Below are 24,998 nucleotides of genomic sequence, written 5' to 3' on the forward strand. Positions count from 1 at the left end.
GGTTTTATGTGCCTATGGACAGGCGGGCATCGACAGCATGACAACGGGTGGCCGCCACGATCAATGGGTTGATATCCAGTTCAAACACGGTATCGCGCAAGTCGTGGGCCAGAAAGCTGACACGCACAATCGCATCGAGCACACCGGCCCGATCCAGCATGCGCCCCCGGTACCCCTTCAACAATTTGTCGATCATCAAGGTGGACAAGAGCCGGTCCGCATCAGCCAAGGTTAGCGGTGCGGCCGCAATGACCCGGTCTGACAACATTTCCACCAGAATGCCGCCCGCACCAAACACCACCACCGGGCCAAACTGCGCATCCTGGCGCGCGCCGATCAGCAATTCCACATCGCCCTTGGCCATGGCCTGCACCAAAACACCTTCCAGACGGGCATCCGCTTTATAGGCTTTGGCATTCGCGTAGAGCCGGGCAAAATCACGTCGCAAGCTGGCCTCGTCGGCCACATCCAGCGCCACCCCGCCCGCTTCGGTTTTATGGACGATGTCGGGAGAGACGATCTTCATCACCACCGGATAGCCCATCTGCTCCGCTTGCGCCACGGCCTGCTCCACGTCCTCGCATACCTGACCCAGATTCACCGGCAAACCGTAATGCGCCAGCAAACGCTTGGACTGATCTTCATTAAGGACACCACGCGGCATCACGGTAGGAGCCTGGCAAGCGCTGGGGCGCAAAGCCGCCTGACGCGGCACAAACTGCCCATGACGTTTCCAGGCCGACAAGGCCAAGGCCGCCTCCAGACTGGAGCTGGCATACGCATGGCCGTGCTGGGCCAGCTTCTGCCGCAAAGGCTCGGACGTTGCACCGGCATCAAAGGCCACCATGACGGGCTTGGCCCAGTGCGGTTCGGGATGGATGATTTTTTCAATCAGAGCCGCCATCCATTCCTGCGGACACATGGAGGCCGTAATCAATACCGCATCGCTTTGCTGATCCTGCATCAAGGCATCCAAGGTGGCGCGGGCTACCTCGGTGGAGTCCTGAGTCAGACGCGCTCCCAAATCCACCGGGTTATCCGCCTGCCCGGCCGGGTAGTGGGCGGCCAAAGCATGCTTGGTAGAAGCAGAAAAGTTGGACAGCTCCACGCCGTGGTCTGCCAAGGCATCGGCAGCCAAGGCCCCTCCACCACCTGACGGTGTCACAATCGCGACCTTGGAAATCTTGTTGCTGGTAAAGCGCACCATGCTGTTTGCCAACAAAAGCATGGCTCCCATATCGTCCATCAGGCTGATGCCTTCATCGCGGCAGACACTGGCAAACACATCATGGTCCCCCGCTACGCTGGCGGTATGCGAAAAGGCGGCCGCCTTGCCCGCACTGGAACGCCCGGCCTTAACGGCCAGCCAGGGCTTGCCTGCGGCTTGAGCCCGGCGAGCCGTACGACGCAAAGCCTGGGTATCTTTAATGCCTTCTATATAGGTACAGATCACCTGCGTCTGGGGATCATCAATCAGGAAATCCACAAAGTCGCACAGGTCCAGGTCCGCCTGATTGCCCACCGAGAAGCCATAGGTAAAGCCGCCGCCCATCGCCCATGCCCGATCAAAATACGTGGTCATCAAGGCACCGCTTTGGCTGACAAAACCAATAGGCCGCTCCGGCAGACTGTCTCTGTCCAGCACCGGCGAAGAACACAGCACCAGATTGCGGCTGGGGCTGATCATGCCCAAACAATTAGGGCCGATCAGGCGCATGCCCGAGTCACGACAGATACGCAGCAAGGCTTGCTCACGCTCCAGCCCTCGCTCGCCTGCATCGGCAAAGCCTGCAGAGATCACCAGCAGACCGCGCACCCCCATTTGGGCCGCAATCTGTGCCTGCTCCAGAACGGTATCGGCTCCCACCGTAAACACGGCCAGATCCGGAGCACTGTCCAGCGCAGCCAGACCGGGCACAGCAGGCAAACCAAACAGACTGCTGCGGCTGGGATTGATGGGTAGGACCTTGCCGCCATAACCGTGCTTGAGCAACATGCGAAACAGTCGCCCACCAAACTTGGACTGATCCTCCGAGGCGCCGACCAAGGCTATGGATGCCGGGTCCAGCAACGCGTCCAGTGTGCTGACGCAAGTGACGGTCTCCATCCCATGTTTCTCCTGTTGGGGGTTCTGTGAGCGTTTACTCATCGCTCATCTTGATGGTCTTAAGGAGCTCGCGGTAATAGGCGCGGCTTTTTTCCAGATCTTTGGCATAGGCTTGCCCATCTTTCCAACTGGCGCTGACACTGATGCGATGAAAACGCTCCTGGGTTTGCGGCTCGGCCAGGATTTCTTCCGTGGCTTTGGCCAATTTCTGTATGACCGGCTCGGGCGTGCCGGCGGGCGCAGCCAGCCCCCAGAAGCCTTCAAAAGGCAAAGCGAGCTCAAAACCTTCTTCACCGGGAGTGGGCACATCTGGCAATTCGGGGTGGCGCACACTGGCATACGTGACCAAGGCCTTGGCTTTACCACTTTTCACCAGTTCCAGCCCGACACCATCAATAAAAAAATCAACATGCTTGCCCAGCAAGGCCGTCATGGTGTCCGCTGAACCCTTGAAGGGAACGTGCAATAGATCCAGCTTTTGCGAATTTTTCAAGATCTCGCCGGCCAAATGACCGCCCGACGCAATGCCTGCAGAGCCAAAGGTCAAGGTTCCAGGCTCTTTGCGCGCCAACTCAACAAACTCTTTCAGATTGGAGACAGGCAAGTCATTACGGACCGTCATGATGGGCAGATAACCCGCCAGGCTGCCGATAAACTCAAAGCCCTGGACCGGGTCATACGGCACATCGCGTATATAGGGCAGCACCGTAAAAGCCGTGCTGGTGGCCAGCAACAAGGTATAGCCATCAGGTTTGGCACGACCTACGATGGAAGTCCCAATCGACGTCGTGCCACCGGGTCGATTCTCAATGACGATGGGAACGCCTAGCTTGACGCGCAAACGGTCGGCAAACACGCGCGCCAGATTATCGCTATTGCCGCCGGGGGGATAGGGAACCACAAAAGTGACTTCACGGCTGGGATAGGTATCGGCCGCGATGGCCGCCGGGGCAGAAAAGCTGCTCACTGCCACCAGACCCGAAACCAGTATTGTGCGTAAAAACCCTGTACGCGAAAAAAAAGAATTAGACATGATCCTTGCCTCCTGTGTGAGAGTTTTTCTCTCTTATTGTTCCATTATATAGAACGCTGTTCTTGTTTTTGATCTTAAAAATGCCGTGAAAACGGCGCGAGTACAACAGACAGCAACAACACAAGCAACTGAGGACAACGGTTCAAATAGTGGGAGATTTGATTTCAAGTGTCAACTATTAATCCCCTCCGGGATTTCCCCAGTTCAATCATCATGTCGCGTTGGGCTTGACCGCAACGCACTTCTAGATACAATGAAAACACCGATTTTTTACGTCATTTTTAAGAACGCCGTTCCAAATATCAGAACAAAACCCTTTAACTGATCGAAGGAATTCATTCATGTTCTCTGCCATCGTCATCGACAAAACCGACGGCCAATACAAGGCCAGCCTGCAATCCCTGGACGAATCTGCTCTACCCGACGGCTCGGTCACGGTTCGCATCGACTACTCCACCTTGAACTTCAAAGACGGCCTGGCCATCACGGGTAAGTCCCCCGTGGTGCGCCAGTTCCCCATGGTGCCCGGCATCGACTTTGCCGGTACGGTCACCGACAGCAGCGATCCGAATTTCAACGCCGGCCAAAAAGTGGTGCTGAACGGCTGGGGCGTGGGCGAAGTGCATTGGGGCGGTCTGGCACAGTTGGCCCGCGTGAAAGGCGATTGGCTGATTCCGCTGCCCGAAGCCTTCTCCACCCAGCAAGCCATGATGATTGGTACCGCCGGCTACACCGCTGCCCTGTGCGTGCGTGCCTTGCAACGCCAAGGCGTGACACCCGACAAAGGCCCCATTCTGGTGACGGGTGCCGCCGGTGGCGTAGGCAGTGTCAGCGTGGCCCTGCTGCATGCTTTGGGCTACACCGTGATGGCCAGCACAGGCCGTCCTCAGGAAGAAAGCTATCTGAAGGCCCTGGGCGCCAACGAGATTGTGGACCGCAATACCTTAAGCGAACCTGGTAAACCGCTGGGCAAGGAACGCTGGGCTGGAGCCATTGACAGCGTGGGTAGCCACACCCTGGCCAATGTCTGCGCAGGCACACAATATCTGGGCGCAGTGGCCGCCTGCGGTCTGGCCCAGGGCATGGACTTCCCCGCTTCTGTGGCCCCCTTCATTTTGCGCGGCGTGCAATTGATCGGTGTGGACAGCGTCCATTGCCCCAAACCCGAGCGTCTGGCGGCCTGGGACTTGCTGGCCAAGCATTTGTCCATCGAGGCCCTGGAGCGCATCGGTGCCAGCACCATCACGCTTTCCCAAGCCATTGATCAGGCCGGCCAGCTACTGGAGGGCAAAGTACGCGGCCGCATCGTGGTTGATGTGAACGCCTAAGGCCCTGTCGGCCCCCATCTACCTATATCACGCTCTGGAGCTGATTCATGGATACGACATTGCCCCTGAACGGGGTTCGGATACTGGAATTTTGCAATGTGGCCGCTGGCCCGTACTGCGGTATGTTGTTGGCCGATATGGGGGCTGACGTCATCAAAATCGAACACCCCAAAGGGGGAGACACCTTACGAAGCTGGCCGCCCATCAACCAGGGCTACAGCGAGAACTTTGCTTCGCTAAACCGCAACAAGCGCTCGGTGACGCTGGATCTGAAAAACCCTGACGATGTGGCCAAGGCACGCCAACTGGTGCTGAATGCCGATGTCTTGCTGGAGAACAACCGGCCCGGCGTCATGCAACGTTTAGGACTGGACTACGAGAGTCTGAAAGCTATTAACCCCAGACTGCTGTACTGCTCCATTTCCGCCTATGGACAAAGCGGCCCACGCTCGCAAGAAGGCGGTTTCGACCTGACGATTCAGGCCATGAGCGGGGTGATGAGCGTCACTGGCGAGGCAGGCGGTGCCCCGGTTAAATGCGGGGTCCCATTGGCCGATTTTGCTGCCGGTTTATATGCGGCTTTTGCCATCAGCGCCGCCTTGCCACAAGCTCGTGCCACCGGCCAGGGCGCGCATATAGACGTACCCATGCTGGGGACCACACTAGCCATCGCTGCATTGCAAACCTCGGAGTATTTCGGCAGTGGCCGCGACCCGGACAAGCTGGGCTCCGCCCATCCACGCAATGCGCCCTACCAGGCCTTCCAGTGCAAAGGCGGCTACTTCGCCATGGCCGCAGGCAACGACGCGCTGTGGCGCTCTGTCTGTCAGGTTGTTGAACGCCCGGATCTGACCGAGGATGAACGCTTTACCAGCACCACCCTGCGCGCCAAACATCAAGACGCCTTGCGTGAATTGCTGGAAGCCATTTTTGTGCAGCACGACTGCGAACATTGGCTGGCCCAATTCCGTGCCCAAGGCGTACCCTGCAGCCCCATCAACCGCTATTCCGACGTCTTGCGCGACCCGCAGGTCGAACATATGGAATGGGTGCAAAACATTCGCCTGCCGGGTACGGATACGGACACCCGCAGCTTTATCTCGCCCTTGCGTATCAATGGGGTGGGCTTGCCCGTCCGTCTGCCCCCCCCCGCGCTGGGCGAACATAACGACAGCATCTTGCACGGAGTCACCCCATGACAGCGCCGTATTGCAGCCGCAGCCCCAGCCTGAACGTGGACTGCGCGGGCAAAGTCTGGACCCTGACGCTAAACCGGCCCGACAAACGCAATGCCTTGTCGGCCGAGCTAGTCGAAGCCCTGATCGCGGCCGTGCAGGCCGCAGAACAGGCCCAGGCCGATCTGCTGATCTTGCGCGGTGAAGGCCGTAATTTCAGTGCCGGTTTTGACTTCAGCGACTACGAGCAGCAAAGCGAGGGGGATCTGGTGCTGCGCTTTATCCGCATCGAAACCCTCTTGCAGAGGCTGGCCCACACACCGTGCGCCACCCTAGCCCTGGCGCATGGGCAAAACTTCGGCGCAGGCGTGGATTTGATTGCTGTCTGCCGTCAGCGCGTGGCCAGCGCGGACGCGCGCTTTCGCATGCCTGGACTGCAGTTTGGGCTAGCCTTGGGAACTGGCAGACTGGCGGCCCTGATCGGCGGTCAGCAGGCTCATCAACTTTTGGCAGGAAGCCAGGTTTTTGATGCTGCCACAGCAAAACAACTGGGATTTATTGACGACACGCAAGAGTCCGACGCGTGGCCTGCGGTCATCGAGCAAGCTCAAGAAACCGCGGGCTTGCTGGACGCGAGCAGTCGCACCTATCTGCATCAGTTAACGGGTTGCCCACAACAGGCTGATCGGGATATGGCAGCCTTGGTGCGCTCGGCTTCCGCACCCGGCATCAAGGAAAGAATCGCGGCCTTCAGGCAGGCCGCAAAGTCTTGAACGCTGATATTGAACGGCGACAAAAAAAGCCCCCACGCTACGCCTTCGGCTTGCTGCCCCCCAAGGGGGAGTTTTTGCCTTGGGGCGGCCCGGCGACAAAAAAAGCCCCCACGCTACGCCTTCGGCTTGCTGCCCCCCGAGGGGAGTTTTTGCCTTGGGGCGGCCCGGCGACAAAAAAAGCCCCCACGCTACGCCTTCGGCTTGCTGCCCCCCGAGGGGGAGTTTTTGCCTTGGGGCGGCCCGGCGACAAAACATGGGCGAAGCCATCCAAGTTTTAACAGCAGTTCCAATCCGGGCTGCGTCATCCAGCCCGGAACCTGTCTTCTAGAACGGCTTAGCGACCGCTATAACCCAAGCGGCGCGAGATCTGCGCCGCTGCCGTCATCAAGGTTTTACCGGCCTGAATCAGACGCGCTTCTTCCAGGCGCTCGGCAGGCCCGGAAATGCCCAACGCCGCCACCACCATTGCCCGACTGTCGTAAATAGGTGCAGCCGCACCCACGACCTGCTCACGCCACTCGCCCCGGTTAATCGCATACCCCTGTTCGCGCACTTGTTCCAGTTCACGGCGCAAATCGCCAAACTTGACCAGACTACGCGGCGTATAAGGTTTGAGACGGTTCTTGATCAGATTCAAGGTATCTTCACTGGCCCAGGCCAACATCGCTTTGCCCGTTGCCACACATTGCGCAGGCGAGCGTCCGCCCACGGTGGTGTAGGCACGCACAGGCTGCGGGCTGTCGATCTTTTCGATATACAGCACCTCGACCCCATCAAGCAGCGACAAATGCACTGTTTCCTGGGTTTGCTCGGCCAGCTCTTTCATGAAGGGCAAAGCCTCCACGCGTACATCCAGCCGATTGGCCAAGCCCGAGCCCAACTCCCACAGTTTCATGGTCAGCTCGTAGCGCCCGGTGTCTTCGTTCTTGCGCGCAAAACCCTGGTGAACCAGTGCCTGCAACAGTCGATGCACATTGCTTTTATTGAGCATCAGTTGATTGGCCAGCTCGGTCACACCCGAGCCTCGTTCGTGCTTGGCCAGGGCTTCCAGGAGCACCAGGCCCTTAACAAAAGTCTTGTCCAATCGAATATCCCATCAATCACTAAAAGTGCATGAATTGTCTCATGGAACCGGGCCTAGGCCCTTGGTGGTGACAAGACTGATTCAAAATCGAAACAAGCAAGCAGCCCTGGCCCTACTTATTCTTCAGTGCCCCTGACATGGGCGAACACCAGCCTGAACAGGTCATGATATTCAGGTATCAGGATCCTCAGTGTTGAACGTACTTCAGTCTGAATACCCGTCTAGGCCCATGCAGTGCGGCAGCAAACCCAGGCCCACTTGCCGCTTCCCAGCGATTACTAAAAGCGTGTACAACGTGTCTTTAATCCATAAACTCAACAGTCGCCTGGAGCCCAACCCCGATGGACACCCCTTCTACGCCCTTTGCCCTTGCGGCCATCGTGCATGCAGGCAAAGGCAGTGCCGACGCCTTGCTGCTGGAATTCGTGCAGGAGTTGCGCGCGAAAAACTACCGCGTCTGTGGTCTGGTGCAAGGCCCGGAAATCCAGAAGGAAGGTCATAGCCTGCGCACCGTGCAGGATCTGGACAAGGGCACGCTCTATCCCATCACCCAGAACCTGGGTTCGGAATCCACGGCTTGCTGTCTGGATATTGGCGCCTTGCTGGAAGCCAGCGAAGTGCTGCGGCAGGCGCTGGAAAGCCCTGCCGATCTGGTGATTGTGAATCGCTTTGGCATCATGGAAGCAGACGGCCAGGGTTTTAACAATGAAATCATGGCCTTGATCGACCAAGGCTACCCGGTGTTGACCGTGGTCGCCCACACCTATTTGCCTGCCTGGCGTGAGTTTACAGGTGGGCTGGCCGTGGAGCTGGCGCCAGAGCGCCAGGCACTGTGGAACTGGTTCGAGAGTAGCCGTCAGGCAGCCTGAATCGGCCACCTGACACGATTGCCCTCACAAAACCTGCAAAGCCACCCAAGGCCATGCGGCCGGCCCTTATCAACTAGCTCCACGCCTGAACAGCAGTAAGCCTACAGCCTGCTAAAGGCTAGAACACAGCTTGGTGCTACTGGCCCCACCCCTCCAGAACCAGTTTGCCCCTTGCCTTGCCCGACTCGATCAAGGCATGGGCTTTCTTCATATTGCTGGCATTGATACTGCCAAAACGCTCCGTCATGGTAGTACGTATCAAGCCCGCATCAATAAGGGCTGCGACTTCGCTTAACAAACGGTGCTGGGCCTGCATATCGTCCGTGCCAAACAAGGAACGGGTAAACATGAATTCCCAATGCAAAGACACAGATTTGCGTTTGAGCTTGCCCACATCAAGACTGGCCGGGTCATCAATCAAACCGAATTTCCCCTGCGGGGCAATGACCTGCACGAGCTGGTCAAAATGCTGATCGGTATGCGTCAGGCTGACGACATAATCCACTTCCGGATGCCCGATGCGCTCCAGTTGCGCTGCCAAAGGCTGGCTGTGGTCAATGACATGATGCGCGCCCAGCTCCTTCACCCAAGCTTGGGTTTCAGGGCGGGAAGCAGTGCCAATGACGGTCAAAGAGGTCAAGCGGGAAGCCAACTGCGTCAAAATAGAACCCACACCACCAGACGCCCCCACAATCAGTAAAGTCTTGCCAGCAGGAGCCTTTCCTGGGGCTACGCCCAAGCGGTCAAACAGCATCTCCCAGGCCGTAATGGTGGTCAGGGGCAAGGCAGCCGCCGCCGCAAAATCCAGCGTTTTCGGGGCATGGGCCACGATGCGCTCGTCCACCAAATGCAATTGGCTGTTTGTGCCGGGGCGAGCAATGGAGCCGGCATACCAGACGCGATCACCAGGCTGAAACAAACTAACTTCTGGCCCTATCGCCTGCACAATCCCGCAGGCATCCCAACCCAATACTTTGTATTCCTCTCCATCAGCAGGAAAGGCCGACTGGCGAACCTTGGTATCGACCGGATTAACCGACACCGCCTGTACGTGCACCAACAGATCACGGCCTGTGGCCACCGGGTCGGGCAACTCAACATCCAACAGGGACTCGGGCTGCTCAATCGCTTGAGGGACTTTGTAGGCAATCGCTTTCATCTTTTTTCCTTTTTAATATCAGTCGTCTGTCTTAGGCCATGCTCGGATAATCGGTGTAGCCGTGTGCGCCACCTCCAAACAAGGTGTGGGGGTCGAAGCTGGCTAAGGGAAGCTGATGACGCAAGCGTGCTGGCAAATCTGGATTGGCAATAAAGGGGCGGCCAAATGCCACCAGATCAGCCAGGCCACTCTTTACAATCTGCTCGGCTCGGTCTGCGTCATATTTGCCCGCAACGATAATTCGACCCGAAAAATGGGCACGCAAAGCATGGCGAAAATCATCAGGAGTCTCAGGGGCATCATCCCAATCAGCCTCTGACAAGTGAATGTAGGCCAGGCCCTTGCCGTCCAGTACCTTCGCCAACTGCAAGATGGTTGGAATGATTTCGGGGCAGTTCATGGCTCGCTGCGTAATAAAGGGAGCCAGACGGATACCCGTGCGCTCTGCCCCTATCTCTCCCGCTACTGCTTCGACCACCTCTCTGGCAAAACGAATACGGTTTTCCACACTGCCGCCATACGCATCTTCACGATGGTTAGAGGTGGTACGCAGGAACTGATCAATCAGGTAGCCATTGGCCCCATGGATTTCCACGCCATCAAAACCGGCTTGTATCGCCTTGGCAGCCGCCTGGCGATAGTCCTCAATCACGGCGGCAATCTCTTGCTCGGTCAGAGCACGCGGCACGGGGCAATCCAGCATCCGCCCCACCCCATCCTCCCCCACGACCCAAACCTGGGCCTGAGGCGATAAGGCCGAAGGAGCCACAGTCTGCCCATCGGCATGAAAGCTGGCATGAGACATCCGGCCTACATGCCACAGTTGCAAGACAATCCGACCACCGGCCTGGTGCACGGCATCCGTTACCAGACGCCAGCCCTGCACCTGCTGCTGAGTGTAAATACCGGGAGTGAAGCTATAGCCTTGCCCTTGCCGAGAAATCTGCGTGGCTTCGCTGATCAATAAACCTGCACTGGCACGCTGAGCGTAATACTGGGCCATCAACGCATTCGGAATATCCCCCGGCTGATCGGTACGGCTACGCGTCATGGGAGCCATCACGATACGGTTGGGTAGCTGCAAGCTGCCCACGTTTAACGCCGAAAACAAAACAGATGTCTCTAAAGCCATGATTTGCAACCCTCATCAAGAAAGTGGAAGTGTGGATCACAGTGTGCCTTTTCATACTCTTTAGAAAAACAGGCCTTTGCTTGAAACGATTTTCAAAAATATTTTGAAAATCGCATCATAATTAATCCCATTAGTTCACTTTTCAGCATAAACACCTTGAACTCAGCCCAGCGAGACACGCCATGAAAGCACTGCAGGATCTGGAAATTTTTGTTCGCACCGCAGACACTGCCAGCCTATCGGCCACAGCGCGAGGGTTGGGCATTACACCGGCAGCGGCCAGCGCGGCACTCAAACGTCTGGAGGCGGAAGTGGGCGTACAGCTTTTCCTGCGCTCCACCCGCCATTTGCGACTGACCTCTGAAGGCGAAGTGTTCCTGGCTCAATGCCGTCCCGCCCTGTCCGCCCTGCAACAGGCCAGCCTGCAACTGGCCAGCGGTGGCCCCGGCTCCCGTGGCCAACTGAAGCTGGCCGCACCGTCTGACCTGGGACGCAACGTGCTGTTGCCTTGGTTAAACGAATTTCAGGATGCCAATCCGGGCATAGACATACGCCTGCATCTGTCCGACCGGCTGGCCAACGTGTACAGCGAACCCATTGACGCCGCCTTTCGCTATGGCCATCCAGCAGACTCCAATCTGGTGGCGATGCCTTTAGCGCCGACACACCGCCGGGTACTGTGCGCCGCCCCCTCCTACTTGAAGCAGCACAGCACCCCCACCTCCCCTCTGGAACTGCAGGAGCACGACTGTCTGTGCTTCATGCTGGGAGACGATGTTCATGATCGCTGGAAATTTGAGCGTACTGGTCAAGCGGCTACCTTTGTCCGAGTCCGGGCAGTCAATGTTTCCAACGACGGAGATGTCGTCCGGCGCTGGGCCTTGCTGGGCAAAGGTATCGCCTACAAATCCTACTTCGACGTGGCCCCGGACCTTGCCAATGGCCGCTTGCGCGCTATCTGCGAGGACTGGCTGGGCGAGAGCACTCCCCTGTATTTGCTGGCAGCCGGACGGCAGCAAATTACCCCCTTGCTGCGCCAGCTGCATCAGTTCATGCAGGAACGCCTGGAACGCTGGGAGCAGTCGCCCCATCTGCCGAAAAAGCACACAGGAACGACGATGAACGTCTAGGATATCGACCCAAGGCCGTCATCCTGCCTTGCTCTAATTCGATCGACCCTTTCCCCAACATCAGTGACAAGGCTATCGAATCATGAGACATGCGCACACGGCCCGCTCCGCCTCCCAGCGGCCCGGCTTTCCTTATCCCTCTGAAAATTCCCATCCGAGCAGCCATGCGTTGCCATTCCAAGGCCTGTCCCGGCCTGTCTTTGGTAAACCCGGTCTGCTCAAAGCCCTCGCGGTGGCCACCCTATCGGCTACCTTGGCCGCTTGCAGCGGGTCCGGCACAGGCAACGGCCAGGAAGCGGAGCCCGAAACACCCGTCAACCCGGACAAGCCGGATACCCCTAGCACCCGCCACGCCCTGATCATCAATTTGGATGGGGCAACCTACCAGGCCGTGCAGCAAGGCATTGCCGATGGCAGCCTGCCCAATCTGGCCAAGCTGCACGTACAACTGGCCTACAGCGGTGGCGTCGCCGGCACCCCCAGCCAACAAGCCAATCTGGATATGCCCAGCTGGGCCAGCCTACTGACCGGAACCTGGGCCAACCGTCATGGCGTCGTGTCTACCGCGCCGGATCAGGTGCTGCGCCAAAACAGCCTGTTCCACTCCGAGCAAAACGGACAGAATGCTGCAGCCGTGGCATCCAAAGGCTTGGCACACTTGCTCAAGGCCGACCACGATGCCGAGCGTCTGCATGAGCTGGCCGACTGTTCTCCACAAACCGTTACCCTGTCCTGCGTCTCCAGCCAGGCCCTGACGATGATCAAAGGGGACTACCGCAAGGTTCTGGTTCAGTATCGCGCTGCCAAAGATGCTGCGCTGGACTTCGGCATTGAATCACCGGGCTACAACGCTACCTTAAGCAAGCTGGACAAGGAAATCGGCACCTTGCTGAACGCTGCTGCCAAGCAAAAAGACCGCGAGTGGCTGGTGATCGTGACCGGCAGCCATGGCCTGAGCGAACACGGCCAGGATAATGGCTTGCCTTTGCTGCCCCAATCCACCACCTTCCTGGCCATCAATCAGGCCGTCAACACAGGAGAACATGGCATTGGCGCCAGCGTACCTGCTACGCTGCCCGAGCTGTATCAGTACAACAGCCTGGTGGATGTGGCCCCTACCATCATGCGGTATCTGGACAAGCTGCCTCCGGCTGCCGACTACAAGCTCGATGGCAGCAGCCTGCTAGGCCCTCAAGCCGTCACGAGTCTGCAAGCCACGGTGCTGGACAACCACTCCTCTGCCGTTGCAATCAAACTGGACTGGAAAGCCCCCGCCGATGCCTCTATCGATATTTTGCGGGACGGCCAGGTAATCGCGTCACGCCTACCGGCTGGCACACAAAGCTATACCGACAACCAGGCCACCGCTGGTCTGTCTGACCGGGGCACCTACCAGTTTGACTACACCGTGCAGGCCGGTTCAGGCACCGATGCCGCCTGGCGCAGTCTGTTCAGCCCGCCCATCTCGTATTTGCCTCCCGTCCCTCTGGAAGCCTCCCTGCTCAATGGCCTGGTCTCCTACTATCCCTTTAGCGCCAACCTGCCCCCTGTAGACGCGCAGAAAAACAGCACCATGACACCGGCCTCCAACGACCTGCCCAATGCGGCGGGCCTGGTCGTGCCCGGTCCCTTTACAGGCACGCATGGCTTGCTGGTTGACACCAACTATGTCACCGAAGAAGGTCTGGAAGGCTATCGCATGACGCCAGCTCAAGGCTTTGACATCTCCACGGGCAGCAACCCGCAATTCACCATTGGCTTTTGGTATCAGGTGCCCAAGTGCATTGATCGCAACAATGTCACCGTCTTGTCCAACAAGAACTACGTCAGTGGTGCCAATGCCGGTGTCGCCATTGGCTTGTTCAACAGTGGCATCCAAAACCAGTGCGGCATTGCCTTCAATATTGGCTCGGGTGGAGTACGTGCCGACGGCCCAACCAATCCCTACACCCAGATTCCAGTAGGTAAGTGGGTACACCTTGCTTTTTCGGTGGACGGTGTTGCCAAGACCATGAACATGCGCGTGTTTGATCCCTCTACCGAGCAGGTTACGCGCGTGGCTACCAACAAATCCACGGGTGCAGTGGATGTCTCCAAGCTCTCGCCCTTCCCGCAATGGGGCATTGGCGATGATGGCACCGGCACGTTCCTGATGAACAAATGCAATGGCTCGGTCACGCCTCCCTATACCGTAGGCAAATGCTCTGTTGCTCCGCCCACCCAGCAAATGTTTGGTGACCTGGCCATGTGGAACCGTGTTCTGAGCGATCAGGAGCTGAGCTCGATCTACTGGTCCAAGAAACCCCTGTCCAGCCTGAGCACACACTAAGCGAGGCCACCATGAACGTTCTTGATTTACGCGCTGTACGCAGTGCCCTGGCCATCGGCATGACTGCTTTGCTATTGAGCGCCTGCAGTGACGGAGGCTCCAGCGCTGCCGAACCCCCGCCCGGCACAGGAGGCTCGAGCAGCGAGCAAGTGCCTATTGTGACGCCCCCGGCCACGGGCTCTCAAGGGGAGCAAGGCACGGACCTTGGCACGCCGCCCACCCCGAACTCGCAATTGGACTGCGCACCTTAAGCGCATGGCAGCCCGGCACGACAGATGTCCTTGCCTGGCTCCACTCCAACCACTTATCGACAAGGCTTTCCCCATGACTCACATCAATCGCCGTAATTTTCTGCGACTGGCTGCCAGTGCGGCCGCTTTGGGCCCCTTTCCGCCTGCTATTCAAAAGGCGCTGGCTATCCCCGCCAATAACGCCACGGGAACCATTAATGACGTCGAGCACGTCATTATCCTGATGCAGGAAAACCGCTCTTTTGATCACTACTACGGCACCATGCCAGGCGTGCGCGGTTTCAGCGACCGCATCACCATCCCGATGGCATCGGGCGAATCGGTCTGGCGTCAGCAAGGCACCAACGGCATGGTGCAGCCCTATTACCTGGATGCGACCAAAGGCAATGCCTTGCGTGTTGGCGGCGCACACGACTGGAACGACCAGCAGGAGGCCTGGGATGGCGGTCGCATGGCAAACTGGCCCAAAGCCAAGTACACCAACGTCGCTATGGGCTACCTGAAAGAGTCCGACTTGCCCTTTCATTGGTCACTGGCTAATGCCTTTACTATTTGCGACGCCTACCACACCTCTATCAATACCGGCACCTTCACCAACCGCATGTTCTTGTGGAGTGGCAGTAACGGGGCCAATCTGATTGATCGCGCCTGCGTGACCAACTCCAACTGGGGTCGCCTGGGCCCGTCCGACGATGGTCTGGATTGGACGACATACCCAGAGCGTCTGCAAGAGGCCGGTGTGCGCTGGAAGGTGTACAACCGCCCCGGCAACAACAGCAATAACAACCAGCTCGTGGCCTTTGCGTCCTACCGCAAGGTGAATGAAGACCTGGCCACACTAGGCTCTCCTGATGCCGAATACTCCCCTCAAATGGAAGCTCTCTCCCCCTTGTACAAGGGTTTTGGCAACACCATGCCTGACGGCGGGTTTTTGCAAGCCATTGCCGATGACATCAACATGGGCCAATTGCCACAGGTCAGTTGGATTGTGGCCCCCGGCCCCTACAGTGAACACCCCAGCATGGGTGTGCCCGGCCAGGGCGCCTGGTATCTGGAGCGACTGCTGAACATTCTGACCGAAAAGCCCGAGATCTGGAGCAAGACCGTCCTGATCGTGAACTACGACGAGAACGACTGCTTCTTTGACCACATGCCCCCTCCTGCCCCTCCGTGGCGCAATCGAGATGGCTCATTGGAAGGCAAGTCCACGGTAGATGTCTCCAATGAGTACTACACCATGCCTGCCCCTGACGGGGACTCGCGCAAGGTAGCACCCGATGGCCGCCCTTTCGGGGCCGGCCCACGTCTGCCCACCCTGATTATTTCCCCGTGGAGCGTGGGTGGCTGGGTCAATTCCCAACAGTTTGACCACACCTCGGTACTGCGCTTTCTGGAGCAACGCTTTGGTGTGCAAGAACCCAATATCAGCCCCTGGCGCCGCGCCGTATTCGGCGATATGCGTTCCTGCTTTGATTTCAAATCGCCCAATGCCTCCAAACCCGCCTTGAGTCCAGCACCGACGCGCGAACAGGCAGACGCAACCTTGAGCCAGCAAGCCGGTGCAGGCAAGGTGCCCATGCCCCCTGTGGGCACAGAGCCCATGCCCAGCCAGGACTTAATGCTGCGCCCTTCACGCGCCCTGCCCTACCAATTGCACACCAGCGCCAATGTGGACCTGGACAAAGAGCAGGTCTGGTTAACGTTCAGCAATACCGGCACGCAAGGCACCGTGTTCCATGTGTACGACGAGCTGCAACTCTCGGACTATCCACGACGCTTTACGGTGGAGGCCAACAAGATCATCTCGGACGCCTGGACCATCCATGCAGATCACAAGGGCAACTACAGCCTGTGGGTGTTGGGGCCAAACGGCTACCATCGCCACTTCAAGGGCAACATCCACGCGCTGCGCCAAGGCCCCAAACCAGAAGTGCGTGTGTGCTACGAGCCCCAGGCCAATGCCGTGTCCTTGACCATCATGAATATAGGGGATCAGGCCGCGACCGTCACGGTGAGCGCCAACGCCTATCGCGAGGATGGCCCCTGGGTCTACACCGTTGATCCGGGCATGCAAATGGATGCGCGCTGGTCGCTGGAAGTCTCGGGCAACTGGTACGACTTCACCGCCACCATGGGTGAGTCCTTCGAGCGCCGCTTTGCCGGTCGCCTGGAAACTGGCCGGGATGGCATCAGCGATCCGGCCATGGGTGTCGCACGCTAGTCATACTGCCCAGGCACAATGTCAAGGTCCGTTCCGGAAAGCACTGTTAGAGAAGTACGATGACGCTCAACCAATTACGGGCCTTCGTCATGGTGGCCCAGCACGGCGGCTTTTCAGCCGCCGCGCGGGCCTTGAACATGAGCCACACCACGCTTAGTTCACAAATTCAAATCATTGAACGCGACTATGGGGCCGAGCTGTTTCACCGCCGCGGCCGACGCGTCGAGCTCTCTACCCTGGGGCTGGAAATGCTGCCCATGGCCAGACGCATGATCTCGTTGGAATCCGACATGCGCCAGATGCTCGATGGCAGTGGCAAACTGCATTACGGCACCTTGAAGCTGGGTGCCGTCAGCCCCTATCACGTCACCGAGCTGATCGCATCCTTTCATGCGGTATATCCACGCATCAAGCAGTCCGTCAAACTGGGCAACTCGGAATTGGTACTGGACGATCTGGATCAATACATCTGCGATGTTGGCGTGGTTGCCAGTTGCCAGCCACAGCGCCGCTATTACATGCAACCTTACGCTCGCTACCCGGTCATCGCCTTTGTGCGCCAAGACCACCCTTTCGCCCGACGCAATAACATTGCACTGGAGGAGCTGGCCGGTGAGCCCTTGCTGATGCGCGAAGAAGGCTCAACAACGCGCAAGGCACTGGAAGACGCCTTACACGAACGCAAGATCAAGGTAGATGTGGCCATGGAAATAGGCAGCCGCGAAGCCCTGCGCGAATCGGTTATTCGCGGCCTGGGAGTGGGCACGGTCTCCGAATCCGAATACGTGCCAGACCCGCGCTTGCGTGTGGTGCGTATTCAAAACGAGCCGGTCTGGACGCAGATCCACGTCTGCTGTTTGCACGAGCGTCGGGAATCTCGTTTGGTCGCTGCCTTTTTTGATGCAATCGCTCATCATCAAAGCGCCCTGCCCGTCGCCAGTACCGTTGCCTGAACAACAAGCAGACAACAAAAAGGGCGGGGCTTGTCGCCCCGCCCTTCTTACCAGTCCTGATTCAATGCCCCCACAGAATCAGGGTGTCTCGCCTTGTGCCAGACGTGCCTGGATCGCCTGCACCACAGCCGGGAAATCGGCCACGGTTTCAATTACGTAATGAGCACCCGACTGACGCAAACGTTCACTGGCACGCTCCACCCGCGCTTGTACCTCTGCCGGATCCGTTTGAGCCAGTTCCTCCAGGGACAGCCCCACTTCATTGCCCGACAGGCTCAACCCTACCGTCCACATACCGGCGCGGCGGCCTTCTTCAATACCCGGTACGGTATCGTCCACTTTGATGCAGCGACGCACATCGCCCACACCCAAAGCCAGCACATTGGCCAGTGCCATGAAGGGGCCAGGTCGGCCACCAGCAGGCAACTCATCACCGGCAATAATGCAGTCCGGCGCAATGCCCTGGCTGGCAGCGGCGGGCAACAAGACATCCAGCACCTGACGCGGATAGCCGGAGCAAGAACCAATTTTGATACCCTTGGCACGTAACTCTTCCAGCACAGCAGCCGCACCCTCAATCGGGGCCGAGTATTCCGCTACCTTCTCGATCTGCATAGGCATAAAACGCTCATAAATGGCGTCAATGTCGGCATCGGTAGACGCACGATCGAACTGAGCCAGCCACTGATTCTGAATCGACTCGGTGGCCAGCAAGGTACGGATGTGATCACGCTTGGACAAACCCATCGGACCACGGGCCTGCTCCAGGCTGATTTGAATGCCAAATGTGGCAAAGGCATCTACAAAAATCTGCGTCGGTGCCAAGGAGCTGAAATCGACCAGCGTGCCTGCCCAGTCAAAAATGACAGCTTCGACCTTGTCCGACATCAGCGTATTGAGCGCATTGAAATTCTGAGTCATTGTTTGCAACCTTCAGTCCTAAAAACAAGCCGGCTTAAAAACCGATTTATACCTGCACCGCATCCAGAGCATGTGCACCAATAAAATTACGTCCGCGTGGTCCTTGCAGTGCCTGGGCAATGCGCTGTTGCCACTGTTCGGGCGATACCCCGTAGCTGGCCGGATCAATGCTGACCCCCAGACTTTGCAAAAAACCACTCAAGGCCGAGACGGCTTGTGGTCCGTTGCGAGCGTCAAAAATCGACAATAAAAACTGATCCAGCTGTTCATCCTGGCCCAAGGCCATCTGCATGACGTGCGGCAAGCTAAAGGAGCATGCAATGCCGTGTGGCAAGCCTTGCTCCAGAGTCAGGTCATAGGACAGGGAGTGCGCCAGAGCTGTCTTGGTATTGGAAAAAGCCAGGCCCGCCATCGCTGCTGCCACAGCCAATTGAGCACGCAGCTCCAGGTTGGACAGATCCTGCATCAACAAAGGCAAACTGCTGATCACTTGTCGTGCTGCCGATACCGCCAGGCTGGCCGACACGGGATTGCGATTCACGTTCCATAAGGACTCCAGCGCATGCGACAAGGCATCCAGACCACTGGCCAAAGTAGCGCCAGCGGGCAGGCTGCACATCAAGGCCGGATCAATAATCGCGGCCTGAGGCCAGGTCCAGGGCAGGTGCAGGGAGTACTTGCGCCCCTGCCCCTTATCCCAAATGGTTGCCCAGGGGGTCACTTCGCTCCCGGTTCCTGCCGTGGTGGGCACGGCAATCAGGCTGCGCACCCGCCCTGGAGGCTGGCTCAGGCTGGTGTTGCCCGACAAGCAGTCGAGCAGTTCGGCAAACGTTCCCGAAGGGGTGCTGGTCAACATGGCTTTGGCGCAATCAATCACACTGCCGCCTCCCAAGGCGATAATGCACTCAGCCTCAGGGTAGTCACGCCACAGACGCTCGTACAACGGCGCCAACCAGGACACATCCGGATTCGGTTGAATATCGGTTTCAATCGCAACCAGTTGCTCACCCAACAAGGCTTGCAGGCGCTCGCACTGCCCCAGCTCCCGAGCCTGCGGAAAGGCAATCAGAATGGCCCGGCGGCCGCCCAAGCGTTCAGGCAAACGCTCGAACGCACCATTGCCAGCATCAATCTGAACGGGATTGAAAAAATGCCACATAAGAATCTCGAATAAAAACGGCGATCAATCGCGGCCGTTGTTGCGAATAGCCTCGCGCAGGCGATTGGAAATCAGGTCAGCCACTACTACCATCACCGTAATGACCACGATGCAGGTTGCGGTTTCCTGATACTTGAACAGTTTCAGGCTGCTGACCAGCTCAAAGCCCAAACCACCGGCCCCCACCATGCCCAGCACGGTGGCCGAACGCAGATTGACCTCAAAACGATACAGAATCACCGCAATCCAGGCCGTAATCACCTGAGGCAACACCCCGAACACAATCACTTGCAAGGGACGGGCACCAGTAGCGCGCAAGGCATCCAGCGGACCTTGGTCAATCTCTTCTATGCTTTCCGCAAAAAACTTGCCCAGCATCCCCACACCGTGCACAGCCAGAGCCAGCACACCCGGGAAAGGCCCAAGCCCCACCGCAGCCACAAACACCAAAGCCAGGATAAGTTCGTTGATACTGCGTATCACGTTCAGGCTTTGACGGGTAAAACTGTACAGATAACGGTTGACATTCAAGTTACGGGCCGCCAGAAACGACACCGGAACGGCTCCCAGCACACCTAGTACCGTGCCCCAAATCGCGATCTGAATCGTCTCGATAGCAGGCGGGACCAGACTGCCCAAAATGCTCCAGTCGGGCGGGAAGGTGCGGCTTAAAAAGTCAGCAATCTGCGGCAGGCCAGCCGCAAACTCGGCGGCGCTTAACTGTGCGCCTTGCGCACTCCATTGCAGCCCCACGACAATCGCCGCGACCAACACAGCCGTAGTGACCCAGCTTTTAACACTCGTAGGCGTGGACATGACCCAGGAATATTTATGTTCCATGATCAGGCTCCCTTGGTCGCAATGGTCAGTGGTTCGTTCAGGAAGGAGGCCGCGGCCTCATTGACCTCTTGGGAGTGCGCACCGCCCTGCCCTGGCTCCGGGCCAGGATAGATACGGGTCAGATCATCTTCCGTCATCAGATCAGGAGCGCCGTTATAAACCACCTGACCATGGGCCAGGCCCACAATACGGTCGGCAAACTCACGGGCGTAATCGACCTGATGCAGGTTGCACACCACGGTAATACCCAGTTCCCGACTGGCGTCGTGCAAATAACGCATCACCAGACGGGCTGTTTTAGGGTCCAGGCTGGCAACCGGTTCATCAGCCAGAATGATGCGGGGACGCTGCGCCAGGGCACGGGCAATGCCCACACGCTGACGCTGGCCACCCGACAAGGAATCCGTGCGGGCCTGGGCTTTATGCGCCAGTCCCACCCGTTCCAGACACTCTTTGGCCAAGGCAATATCAGCACGGCTGAACAGTTGCAGGATCGAGCTCCACACGGGAACCGCCCCCAAACGCCCGGTCAATACATTGCGCAGCACTGACAAACGAGGCACCACATCGTGATGCTGGAAAATCATGGCAACCTGGCGACGCAAGGCCCGAGTATCCTGAGCCGACATGGCATCAATACCAGCCACCGACATCTCTCCTGTATCGGCCTGCGCCAGCCGGTTCATGCAGCGCAGCAAGGTGGACTTGCCCGCTCCGGACTGACCCAGCACAACCAGAAACTCACCGGCTTGTGCATCCATGTCCACACCGCACAGGACATCATTGGAGCCATAGCTTTTGTTCAGGCCACGCAAACGGATCATTTCATGCTCCGCAGATCCAGGTTCAGCACCTTGGCGGTATCACGCACTACGTTGTAAGCAGCATCGTCAGTCGCCTGAAAACCATTCAACATGCCCTGATCGCCCCAAGGTACATCTTTGATGTTGGCCAAAGCCTTGGCCACTTTCTCTTTCACACTGGGGTCCAGATCCTTGCGCCAGACCATGGGCGACTCGGGAATATCGTTGGAAGACCACACCACTTTCAAATCATTCTGAGCCAATTGGCCTTTGGAAATCGCGCTGGCGTAAATGCGGTCGGCCACAGCAGCAGCATCCACTTTCTTGTTGGCTACCGCCAGCAAGCTGGCATCGTGCGAACCGGAGAACACCACACGGGAGAACAGCTCTTCAGGCTTGTAACCATCGTTTTCCAGACCGGCTTTAGGGAACAGATGGCCGGACGTCGAGCTAGGGTCTACAAAGGCGAAGGTGCGATCTTTCAACTGATCCACCGTGTCAATCCCGCTATCGGCACGCACCACAATCAAGCTCTTGTAGGCGCTTTTACCTGTTTTCTTGGTAACAGCGACTGCGAAGGCTTCTACATCCGCCACCGAGTTGGCCAGCACGTAGGAAAACGGACCCAGATAAGCCACGTCCAGCTTCTTGGCACGCAGGGCTTCGATAATGCCGTTGTAGTCCGTAGCCACAAAAGGCTCGACCTTCATGCCAGACTCGCGCTCCAGTTGTTCAATCACCTGCTTGCTCGATTCGATCATGGCCTGCGAGTCTTCGGCAGGAATAAGACCAATCGTCAAGGTGTCCTGGGCGGCCTGGGCGGCAGTTCCAAACACCGAAAAGACAATGGTGGCGGCACTTGCCGCGATAAAAGAGCGGCGGGCTGTCTGAAATACGTTCTTGTTCATGGCAGTCGTCCTGAAGGTTGCTGGGAGGAATACCGACATAGTAGAAAGATCACATTGCCTTCATATTATGGATTTAAGATTCAAAACATCAGTTATCTATAGATGGAGTCTATATGTCTGCCGCACGCCTACGTGCCTTTCTAGCTGTTGCCCGACATGGCAGTTTCAGCGCCGGGGCCCGCGCCCTGGGATTGGCCCAACCCACCGTGACCAAGCAAGTACAGGGGCTGGAGCAGCAACATGATGTGGAGTTGTTTCATCGCCGGGGCAGAGGTGTCCAACTGACCCAGGTGGGGATGGCGCTGCTGCCGGTCGCGCAACAACTGGGCGCGCTGGAGGTCGATGCCTTCAACCTGCTGCATGACAGTGGGAAACTACATGTAGGCCGACTGCGTATTGGCGCAGTCGGCCCTTTTCATGTCATTGAAATGGTGGAGGCCTATCACCGACTGTTTCCCGGCGTGGACATCTCTATTCATATGGGAAACTCGGCACAGGTGCTGGCCGATCTGGCCGACTACGCCACCGACATTGCCGTGCTGGCCGGAGCCAGCGAGGACCCGGCCTTTCACACCGAACACTACGCCAGCCATGCTGTCATTCTGTTCGCCCCCTTGTCGCACCCTTTGGCCCGATACGGCAGTGTGCCTTTATCTGCCTTGCAGGATGCTCCTTTGCTGCAGCGGGAGTCGGGCTCCACCACCCGTGCCTCCCTGGAAGCGGCACTGGAAAAGGAAAATATACGGCCCCGCGCGGTCATGGAAATTGGCAGCCGGGAAGCCCTGCGTGAAGCCGTTGCCCGAGGGCTGGGCGTAGGTACGGTGTCCGAGGCAGAGTTCATCCCGGACCATCGTTTCAAAGCGGTTCGTATTCAAGGCGATCCCGTGCGCACCGACACGTATTTGTATTGCCTGACCGAACGCCGGGAGAGCCGAATGATCACACAATTTTTCACTGAGGCTTTGGGATTACGCAAGCAAATACAAACGCCGACATAGACGTATTTGTGAGCTTTCGGCTACTGTGCATAAGAAGGCCATGACAGTCAGCGATGTGTTTCGTCCATTTTCTGCGCGTAGACTCACCGTCTGAAGGCCCGTCAGTTTTGTTTGATTGACCCCCAGGGAGGACGAAAACCATGCTTGGCATGATGATGAATACCCCGCTGTTAGTGTCATCCATACTGCGTCATGCGGCCAACTACCACGCAGACCGCGAAGTTGTCTCACAAACGGTAGAAGGCCATATCCACCGCTACACCTATGCAGACCTGTCCAAGCGCAGCCAAAAACTGGCCAATGCGCTTCAGAAAATGGGCTTGCAGCAAGGAGACCGCGTAGGCACCCTGGCCTGGAACGGCTATCGTCACCTGGAGCTGTATTACGGCGTCTCAGGCTCCGGGCTGGTATGTCATACCATCAACCCGCGTCTGTTTCAGGATCAAATCGGCTACATCATTGAACACGCTGGCGACAGCGTCCTGTTTGCTGACCTGAGCTTCCTGCCGATTTTGGAGGCTCTGGCCGAGCCCTTATCCAAGCTCAAAGCCGTGGTCATCATGACGGACGAAGAGCACATGCCCAAGTCAGAATTGCTACCCAATCTGACCTGCTACGAAACTCTGATTGCCAACGAACCAGACGAATTCGACTGGCCGGTGTTTGACGAGAACACGGCATCGGGCCTGTGCTACACCTCCGGCACCACGGGCAACCCCAAAGGCGTGCTCTACAGCCATCGCTCCACCATCTTGCATGCCTTTGCCTTGAGCATGCCCGATGCCCTGTGCCTGTCGGCCTCCGATACCATTACCCCGATTGTGCCCATGTTCCACGTCAACGCCTGGGGCCTGCCTTACGCTGCCTTGATGGTTGGCGCCAAACTGGTCTTGCCCGGTCCAAAACTGGACGGCGCCAGCCTGCACACCTTGTTTGAAAATGAAGGCGTCACCATGACGGCCGGTGTACCTACCGTCTGGCTAGGCCTGCTGGACTGGATGCAGGCCAATGGCAAAACCTTCAGCAGCCTGCAACGTCTGGTCATTGGCGGTTCATCTGCACCACCCGTCATGATTACCCGCTTCCAGAAGCTGGGCGTAAAAGTGCGCCACGCCTGGGGCATGACTGAAACCAGCCCCGTCGGTCTGGCCGCCGCCTTGCTGCCCCAGCACGAATCCTTGCCTGAGAACGAAAAACTCAAACTGCTGGCCAAACAAGGGCGTCCGCTCTTTGGCGTCGAGTTCCGGGTAGATGGCGACGATGGCCAGCCCATTGCGCGCGACGGCAAAATGTTTGGTGCCATGATGGTGCGCGGCCCCTGGATTGCCAGCGCTTACTTCAACAATCAGGACAGTTCCGCCCACACAAAAGATGGCTGGTTCAATACAGGCGATGTGGTCACCATCGATAAAGACGGATTTATCCAGATCGTGGACCGCACGAAAGACGTGGTGAAATCCGGTGGTGAATGGATCAGCTCGATCGAGCTGGAAAACATTGCTCAGGCTCACCCGGCAATCAAGGAAGCCGCCGTGGTGGCCAAGCCTGATGAGCGCTGGGGCGAGCGCCCGGTTCTGGTGGTGCAATTGCAAGACGATGCCACCTTCACCAAGCAGGACATGATTGATCTGTTTACAGAACAAGTCTCCAAATGGAGCATTCCTGACGAGCTGATCGTGGTAGATGAACTGCCCCACACGGCAACCGGCAAACTCTTGAAAACCGCTATTCGCAAGCTGATTCAAGAAGATCTGGACAAACTGGCTACGCAAAACAAGGTGGTTTAAGCGACGCCTAGGCAGGCATCAAACCCAGCGTCAGACAG

General features: G+C 57.8%; 21 protein-coding genes. 11 read left to right on the forward strand and 10 right to left on the reverse strand.

The annotated features are described in order from the left end of the window. Positions 1 to 4 precede the first annotated feature (4 nt). Positions 5 to 2,107 carry an acetate--CoA ligase family protein gene (locus tag AB7E06_RS15695; RefSeq protein WP_427957534.1) on the reverse strand — a complete coding sequence of 701 codons (2,103 nt, stop codon included), beginning with the start codon at positions 2,105 to 2,107 and terminating at the stop codon, positions 5 to 7. A 34-nt stretch (positions 2,108 to 2,141) separates the two neighbouring features. Beyond that, on the reverse strand, positions 2,142 to 3,140 hold the full coding sequence (locus AB7E06_RS15700) for a Bug family tripartite tricarboxylate transporter substrate binding protein (protein WP_121739557.1): 999 nt from the start codon (positions 3,138 to 3,140) through the stop codon (positions 2,142 to 2,144). Between the two features lie 341 nt (positions 3,141 to 3,481). Here AB7E06_RS15700 and AB7E06_RS15705 point away from each other — a divergent pair, with 341 nt between their 5' ends. From AB7E06_RS15705 to AB7E06_RS15715, 3 genes are read left to right on the forward strand one after another with little or no spacing between them, the layout of a single operon-like run. Then, positions 3,482 to 4,468 carry an MDR family oxidoreductase gene (locus tag AB7E06_RS15705; protein WP_427957536.1) on the forward strand — a complete coding sequence of 329 codons (987 nt, stop codon included), beginning with the start codon at positions 3,482 to 3,484 and terminating at the stop codon, positions 4,466 to 4,468. Positions 4,469 to 4,515: 47 nt separating this feature from the next. Then, positions 4,516 to 5,667: a CaiB/BaiF CoA transferase family protein gene (locus AB7E06_RS15710; RefSeq protein WP_094197671.1), complete on the forward strand. Its 1,152-nt coding sequence runs from the start codon at positions 4,516 to 4,518 to the stop codon at positions 5,665 to 5,667. Then, on the forward strand, positions 5,664 to 6,416 hold the full coding sequence (locus tag AB7E06_RS15715) for an enoyl-CoA hydratase/isomerase family protein (RefSeq protein WP_249460168.1): 753 nt from the start codon (positions 5,664 to 5,666) through the stop codon (positions 6,414 to 6,416). Before AB7E06_RS15710 ends, AB7E06_RS15715 begins: the two co-directional genes overlap by 4 nt. A gap of 334 nt (positions 6,417 to 6,750) precedes the next feature. Here AB7E06_RS15715 and AB7E06_RS15720 read toward each other — a convergent pair whose 3' ends face one another. Further along, a complete protein-coding gene (locus AB7E06_RS15720; protein WP_094197673.1) occupies positions 6,751 to 7,500 on the reverse strand; it encodes an IclR family transcriptional regulator in 750 nt (249 codons plus the stop codon). Between the two features lie 341 nt (positions 7,501 to 7,841). Here AB7E06_RS15720 and AB7E06_RS15725 point away from each other — a divergent pair, with 341 nt between their 5' ends. After that, entirely contained in the window at positions 7,842 to 8,369 is a 528-nt protein-coding gene (locus AB7E06_RS15725) for a DUF2478 domain-containing protein (protein ID WP_108728583.1), read from the forward strand. A gap of 136 nt (positions 8,370 to 8,505) precedes the next feature. Here AB7E06_RS15725 and AB7E06_RS15730 read toward each other — a convergent pair whose 3' ends face one another. Both AB7E06_RS15730 and AB7E06_RS15735 read right to left on the reverse strand, forming a co-directional pair. Continuing rightward, positions 8,506 to 9,528, reverse strand: coding sequence for a zinc-binding alcohol dehydrogenase family protein (locus AB7E06_RS15730; RefSeq protein ID WP_427957539.1), 1,023 nt, complete (start codon positions 9,526 to 9,528; stop codon positions 8,506 to 8,508). A gap of 31 nt (positions 9,529 to 9,559) precedes the next feature. Continuing rightward, complete coding sequence (locus AB7E06_RS15735; protein ID WP_427957541.1) at positions 9,560 to 10,660, reverse strand: alkene reductase; 1,101 nt, start codon at positions 10,658 to 10,660, stop codon at positions 9,560 to 9,562. 182 nt (positions 10,661 to 10,842) lie between these two features. Between AB7E06_RS15735 and AB7E06_RS15740 the strand changes: the two genes are divergently transcribed. From AB7E06_RS15740 to AB7E06_RS15760, 5 genes are all read left to right on the forward strand, one after another. Beyond that, on the forward strand, positions 10,843 to 11,790 hold the full coding sequence (locus tag AB7E06_RS15740) for a LysR family transcriptional regulator (protein ID WP_427957543.1): 948 nt from the start codon (positions 10,843 to 10,845) through the stop codon (positions 11,788 to 11,790). Between the two features lie 82 nt (positions 11,791 to 11,872). Next, positions 11,873 to 14,119, forward strand: a complete 2,247-nt coding sequence (locus AB7E06_RS15745) for an alkaline phosphatase family protein (RefSeq protein ID WP_427957544.1) — start codon at positions 11,873 to 11,875, stop codon at positions 14,117 to 14,119. A gap of 11 nt (positions 14,120 to 14,130) precedes the next feature. Next, a complete protein-coding gene (locus tag AB7E06_RS15750; protein ID WP_108728573.1) occupies positions 14,131 to 14,370 on the forward strand; it encodes a hypothetical protein in 240 nt (79 codons plus the stop codon). Between the two features lie 73 nt (positions 14,371 to 14,443). Next, positions 14,444 to 16,591, forward strand: coding sequence for a phosphocholine-specific phospholipase C (locus AB7E06_RS15755; protein WP_427957546.1), 2,148 nt, complete (start codon positions 14,444 to 14,446; stop codon positions 16,589 to 16,591). Between the two features lie 59 nt (positions 16,592 to 16,650). Then, positions 16,651 to 17,544 carry a LysR substrate-binding domain-containing protein gene (locus AB7E06_RS15760; protein ID WP_094197681.1) on the forward strand — a complete coding sequence of 298 codons (894 nt, stop codon included), beginning with the start codon at positions 16,651 to 16,653 and terminating at the stop codon, positions 17,542 to 17,544. A 78-nt stretch (positions 17,545 to 17,622) separates the two neighbouring features. On the opposite strand, the gene phnX is transcribed toward AB7E06_RS15760, so the two are convergent. Genes phnX through phnD form a run of 5 tightly spaced genes read right to left on the reverse strand, consistent with a single transcriptional unit; the run spans position 17,623 to position 22,175 of the window. Continuing rightward, a complete protein-coding gene (gene phnX, locus AB7E06_RS15765) occupies positions 17,623 to 18,465 on the reverse strand; it encodes a phosphonoacetaldehyde hydrolase (RefSeq protein WP_094197682.1) in 843 nt (280 codons plus the stop codon). 46 nt (positions 18,466 to 18,511) lie between these two features. Beyond that, the gene (psrA, locus tag AB7E06_RS15770; protein ID WP_094197683.1) at positions 18,512 to 19,624 is read right to left on the reverse strand and encodes an iron-containing alcohol dehydrogenase PsrA; all 1,113 of its coding nucleotides are present in this window, start codon (positions 19,622 to 19,624) and stop codon (positions 18,512 to 18,514) included. A gap of 24 nt (positions 19,625 to 19,648) precedes the next feature. Beyond that, positions 19,649 to 20,440 carry a phosphonate ABC transporter, permease protein PhnE gene (gene phnE, locus AB7E06_RS15775; protein ID WP_395013916.1) on the reverse strand — a complete coding sequence of 264 codons (792 nt, stop codon included), beginning with the start codon at positions 20,438 to 20,440 and terminating at the stop codon, positions 19,649 to 19,651. 26 nt (positions 20,441 to 20,466) lie between these two features. After that, entirely contained in the window at positions 20,467 to 21,288 is an 822-nt protein-coding gene (gene phnC / locus AB7E06_RS15780) for a phosphonate ABC transporter ATP-binding protein (RefSeq protein WP_427957549.1), read from the reverse strand. Then, positions 21,285 to 22,175 (reverse strand): phosphonate ABC transporter substrate-binding protein, encoded by an 891-nt coding sequence (gene phnD, locus AB7E06_RS15785; protein WP_427957551.1) that lies wholly within the window; start codon positions 22,173 to 22,175, stop codon positions 21,285 to 21,287. Before phnD ends, phnC begins: the two co-directional genes overlap by 4 nt. Positions 22,176 to 22,288: 113 nt before the next feature. On the opposite strand from phnD, the gene AB7E06_RS15790 reads away from it, so the two are divergent. Together AB7E06_RS15790 and AB7E06_RS15795 are read left to right on the forward strand one after the other, a co-directional pair. Beyond that, the gene (locus AB7E06_RS15790) at positions 22,289 to 23,173 is read left to right on the forward strand and encodes a LysR substrate-binding domain-containing protein (protein ID WP_321353088.1); all 885 of its coding nucleotides are present in this window, start codon (positions 22,289 to 22,291) and stop codon (positions 23,171 to 23,173) included. Between the two features lie 140 nt (positions 23,174 to 23,313). Continuing rightward, complete coding sequence (locus AB7E06_RS15795) at positions 23,314 to 24,960, forward strand: long-chain-fatty-acid--CoA ligase (RefSeq protein WP_094197688.1); 1,647 nt, start codon at positions 23,314 to 23,316, stop codon at positions 24,958 to 24,960. The last annotated feature ends 38 nt before the right edge of the window (positions 24,961 to 24,998 follow it).

This window comes from Alcaligenes sp., assembly GCF_050255915.1.
Taxonomy (GTDB): domain Bacteria; phylum Pseudomonadota; class Gammaproteobacteria; order Burkholderiales; family Burkholderiaceae_B; genus Alcaligenes; species Alcaligenes aquatilis.

Coding starts and splice junctions, on each gene's coding strand:
- AB7E06_RS15740 (WP_427957543.1), top strand. CDS start 10,843: ATGAAAGCACTGCAGGATCTGGAAATTTTTGTTCGCACCGCAGACACT.
- psrA (WP_094197683.1), bottom strand. CDS start 19,624: ATGTGGCATTTTTTCAATCCCGTTCAGATTGATGCTGGCAATGGTGCG.
- phnX (WP_094197682.1), bottom strand. CDS start 18,465: ATGACTCAGAATTTCAATGCGCTCAATACGCTGATGTCGGACAAGGTC.
- AB7E06_RS15730 (WP_427957539.1), bottom strand. CDS start 9,528: ATGAAAGCGATTGCCTACAAAGTCCCTCAAGCGATTGAGCAGCCCGAG.
- AB7E06_RS15725 (WP_108728583.1), top strand. CDS start 7,842: ATGGACACCCCTTCTACGCCCTTTGCCCTTGCGGCCATCGTGCATGCA.
- phnE (WP_395013916.1), bottom strand. CDS start 20,440: ATGTCCACGCCTACGAGTGTTAAAAGCTGGGTCACTACGGCTGTGTTG.
- AB7E06_RS15695 (WP_427957534.1), bottom strand. CDS start 2,107: ATGGAGACCGTCACTTGCGTCAGCACACTGGACGCGTTGCTGGACCCG.
- AB7E06_RS15755 (WP_427957546.1), top strand. CDS start 14,444: ATGACTCACATCAATCGCCGTAATTTTCTGCGACTGGCTGCCAGTGCG.
- AB7E06_RS15750 (WP_108728573.1), top strand. CDS start 14,131: ATGAACGTTCTTGATTTACGCGCTGTACGCAGTGCCCTGGCCATCGGC.
- AB7E06_RS15760 (WP_094197681.1), top strand. CDS start 16,651: ATGACGCTCAACCAATTACGGGCCTTCGTCATGGTGGCCCAGCACGGC.
- AB7E06_RS15710 (WP_094197671.1), top strand. CDS start 4,516: ATGGATACGACATTGCCCCTGAACGGGGTTCGGATACTGGAATTTTGC.
- AB7E06_RS15795 (WP_094197688.1), top strand. CDS start 23,314: ATGCTTGGCATGATGATGAATACCCCGCTGTTAGTGTCATCCATACTG.
- AB7E06_RS15745 (WP_427957544.1), top strand. CDS start 11,873: ATGAGACATGCGCACACGGCCCGCTCCGCCTCCCAGCGGCCCGGCTTT.
- AB7E06_RS15705 (WP_427957536.1), top strand. CDS start 3,482: ATGTTCTCTGCCATCGTCATCGACAAAACCGACGGCCAATACAAGGCC.
- AB7E06_RS15735 (WP_427957541.1), bottom strand. CDS start 10,660: ATGGCTTTAGAGACATCTGTTTTGTTTTCGGCGTTAAACGTGGGCAGC.
- phnC (WP_427957549.1), bottom strand. CDS start 21,288: ATGATCCGTTTGCGTGGCCTGAACAAAAGCTATGGCTCCAATGATGTC.
- phnD (WP_427957551.1), bottom strand. CDS start 22,175: ATGAACAAGAACGTATTTCAGACAGCCCGCCGCTCTTTTATCGCGGCA.
- AB7E06_RS15790 (WP_321353088.1), top strand. CDS start 22,289: ATGTCTGCCGCACGCCTACGTGCCTTTCTAGCTGTTGCCCGACATGGC.
- AB7E06_RS15700 (WP_121739557.1), bottom strand. CDS start 3,140: ATGTCTAATTCTTTTTTTTCGCGTACAGGGTTTTTACGCACAATACTG.
- AB7E06_RS15715 (WP_249460168.1), top strand. CDS start 5,664: ATGACAGCGCCGTATTGCAGCCGCAGCCCCAGCCTGAACGTGGACTGC.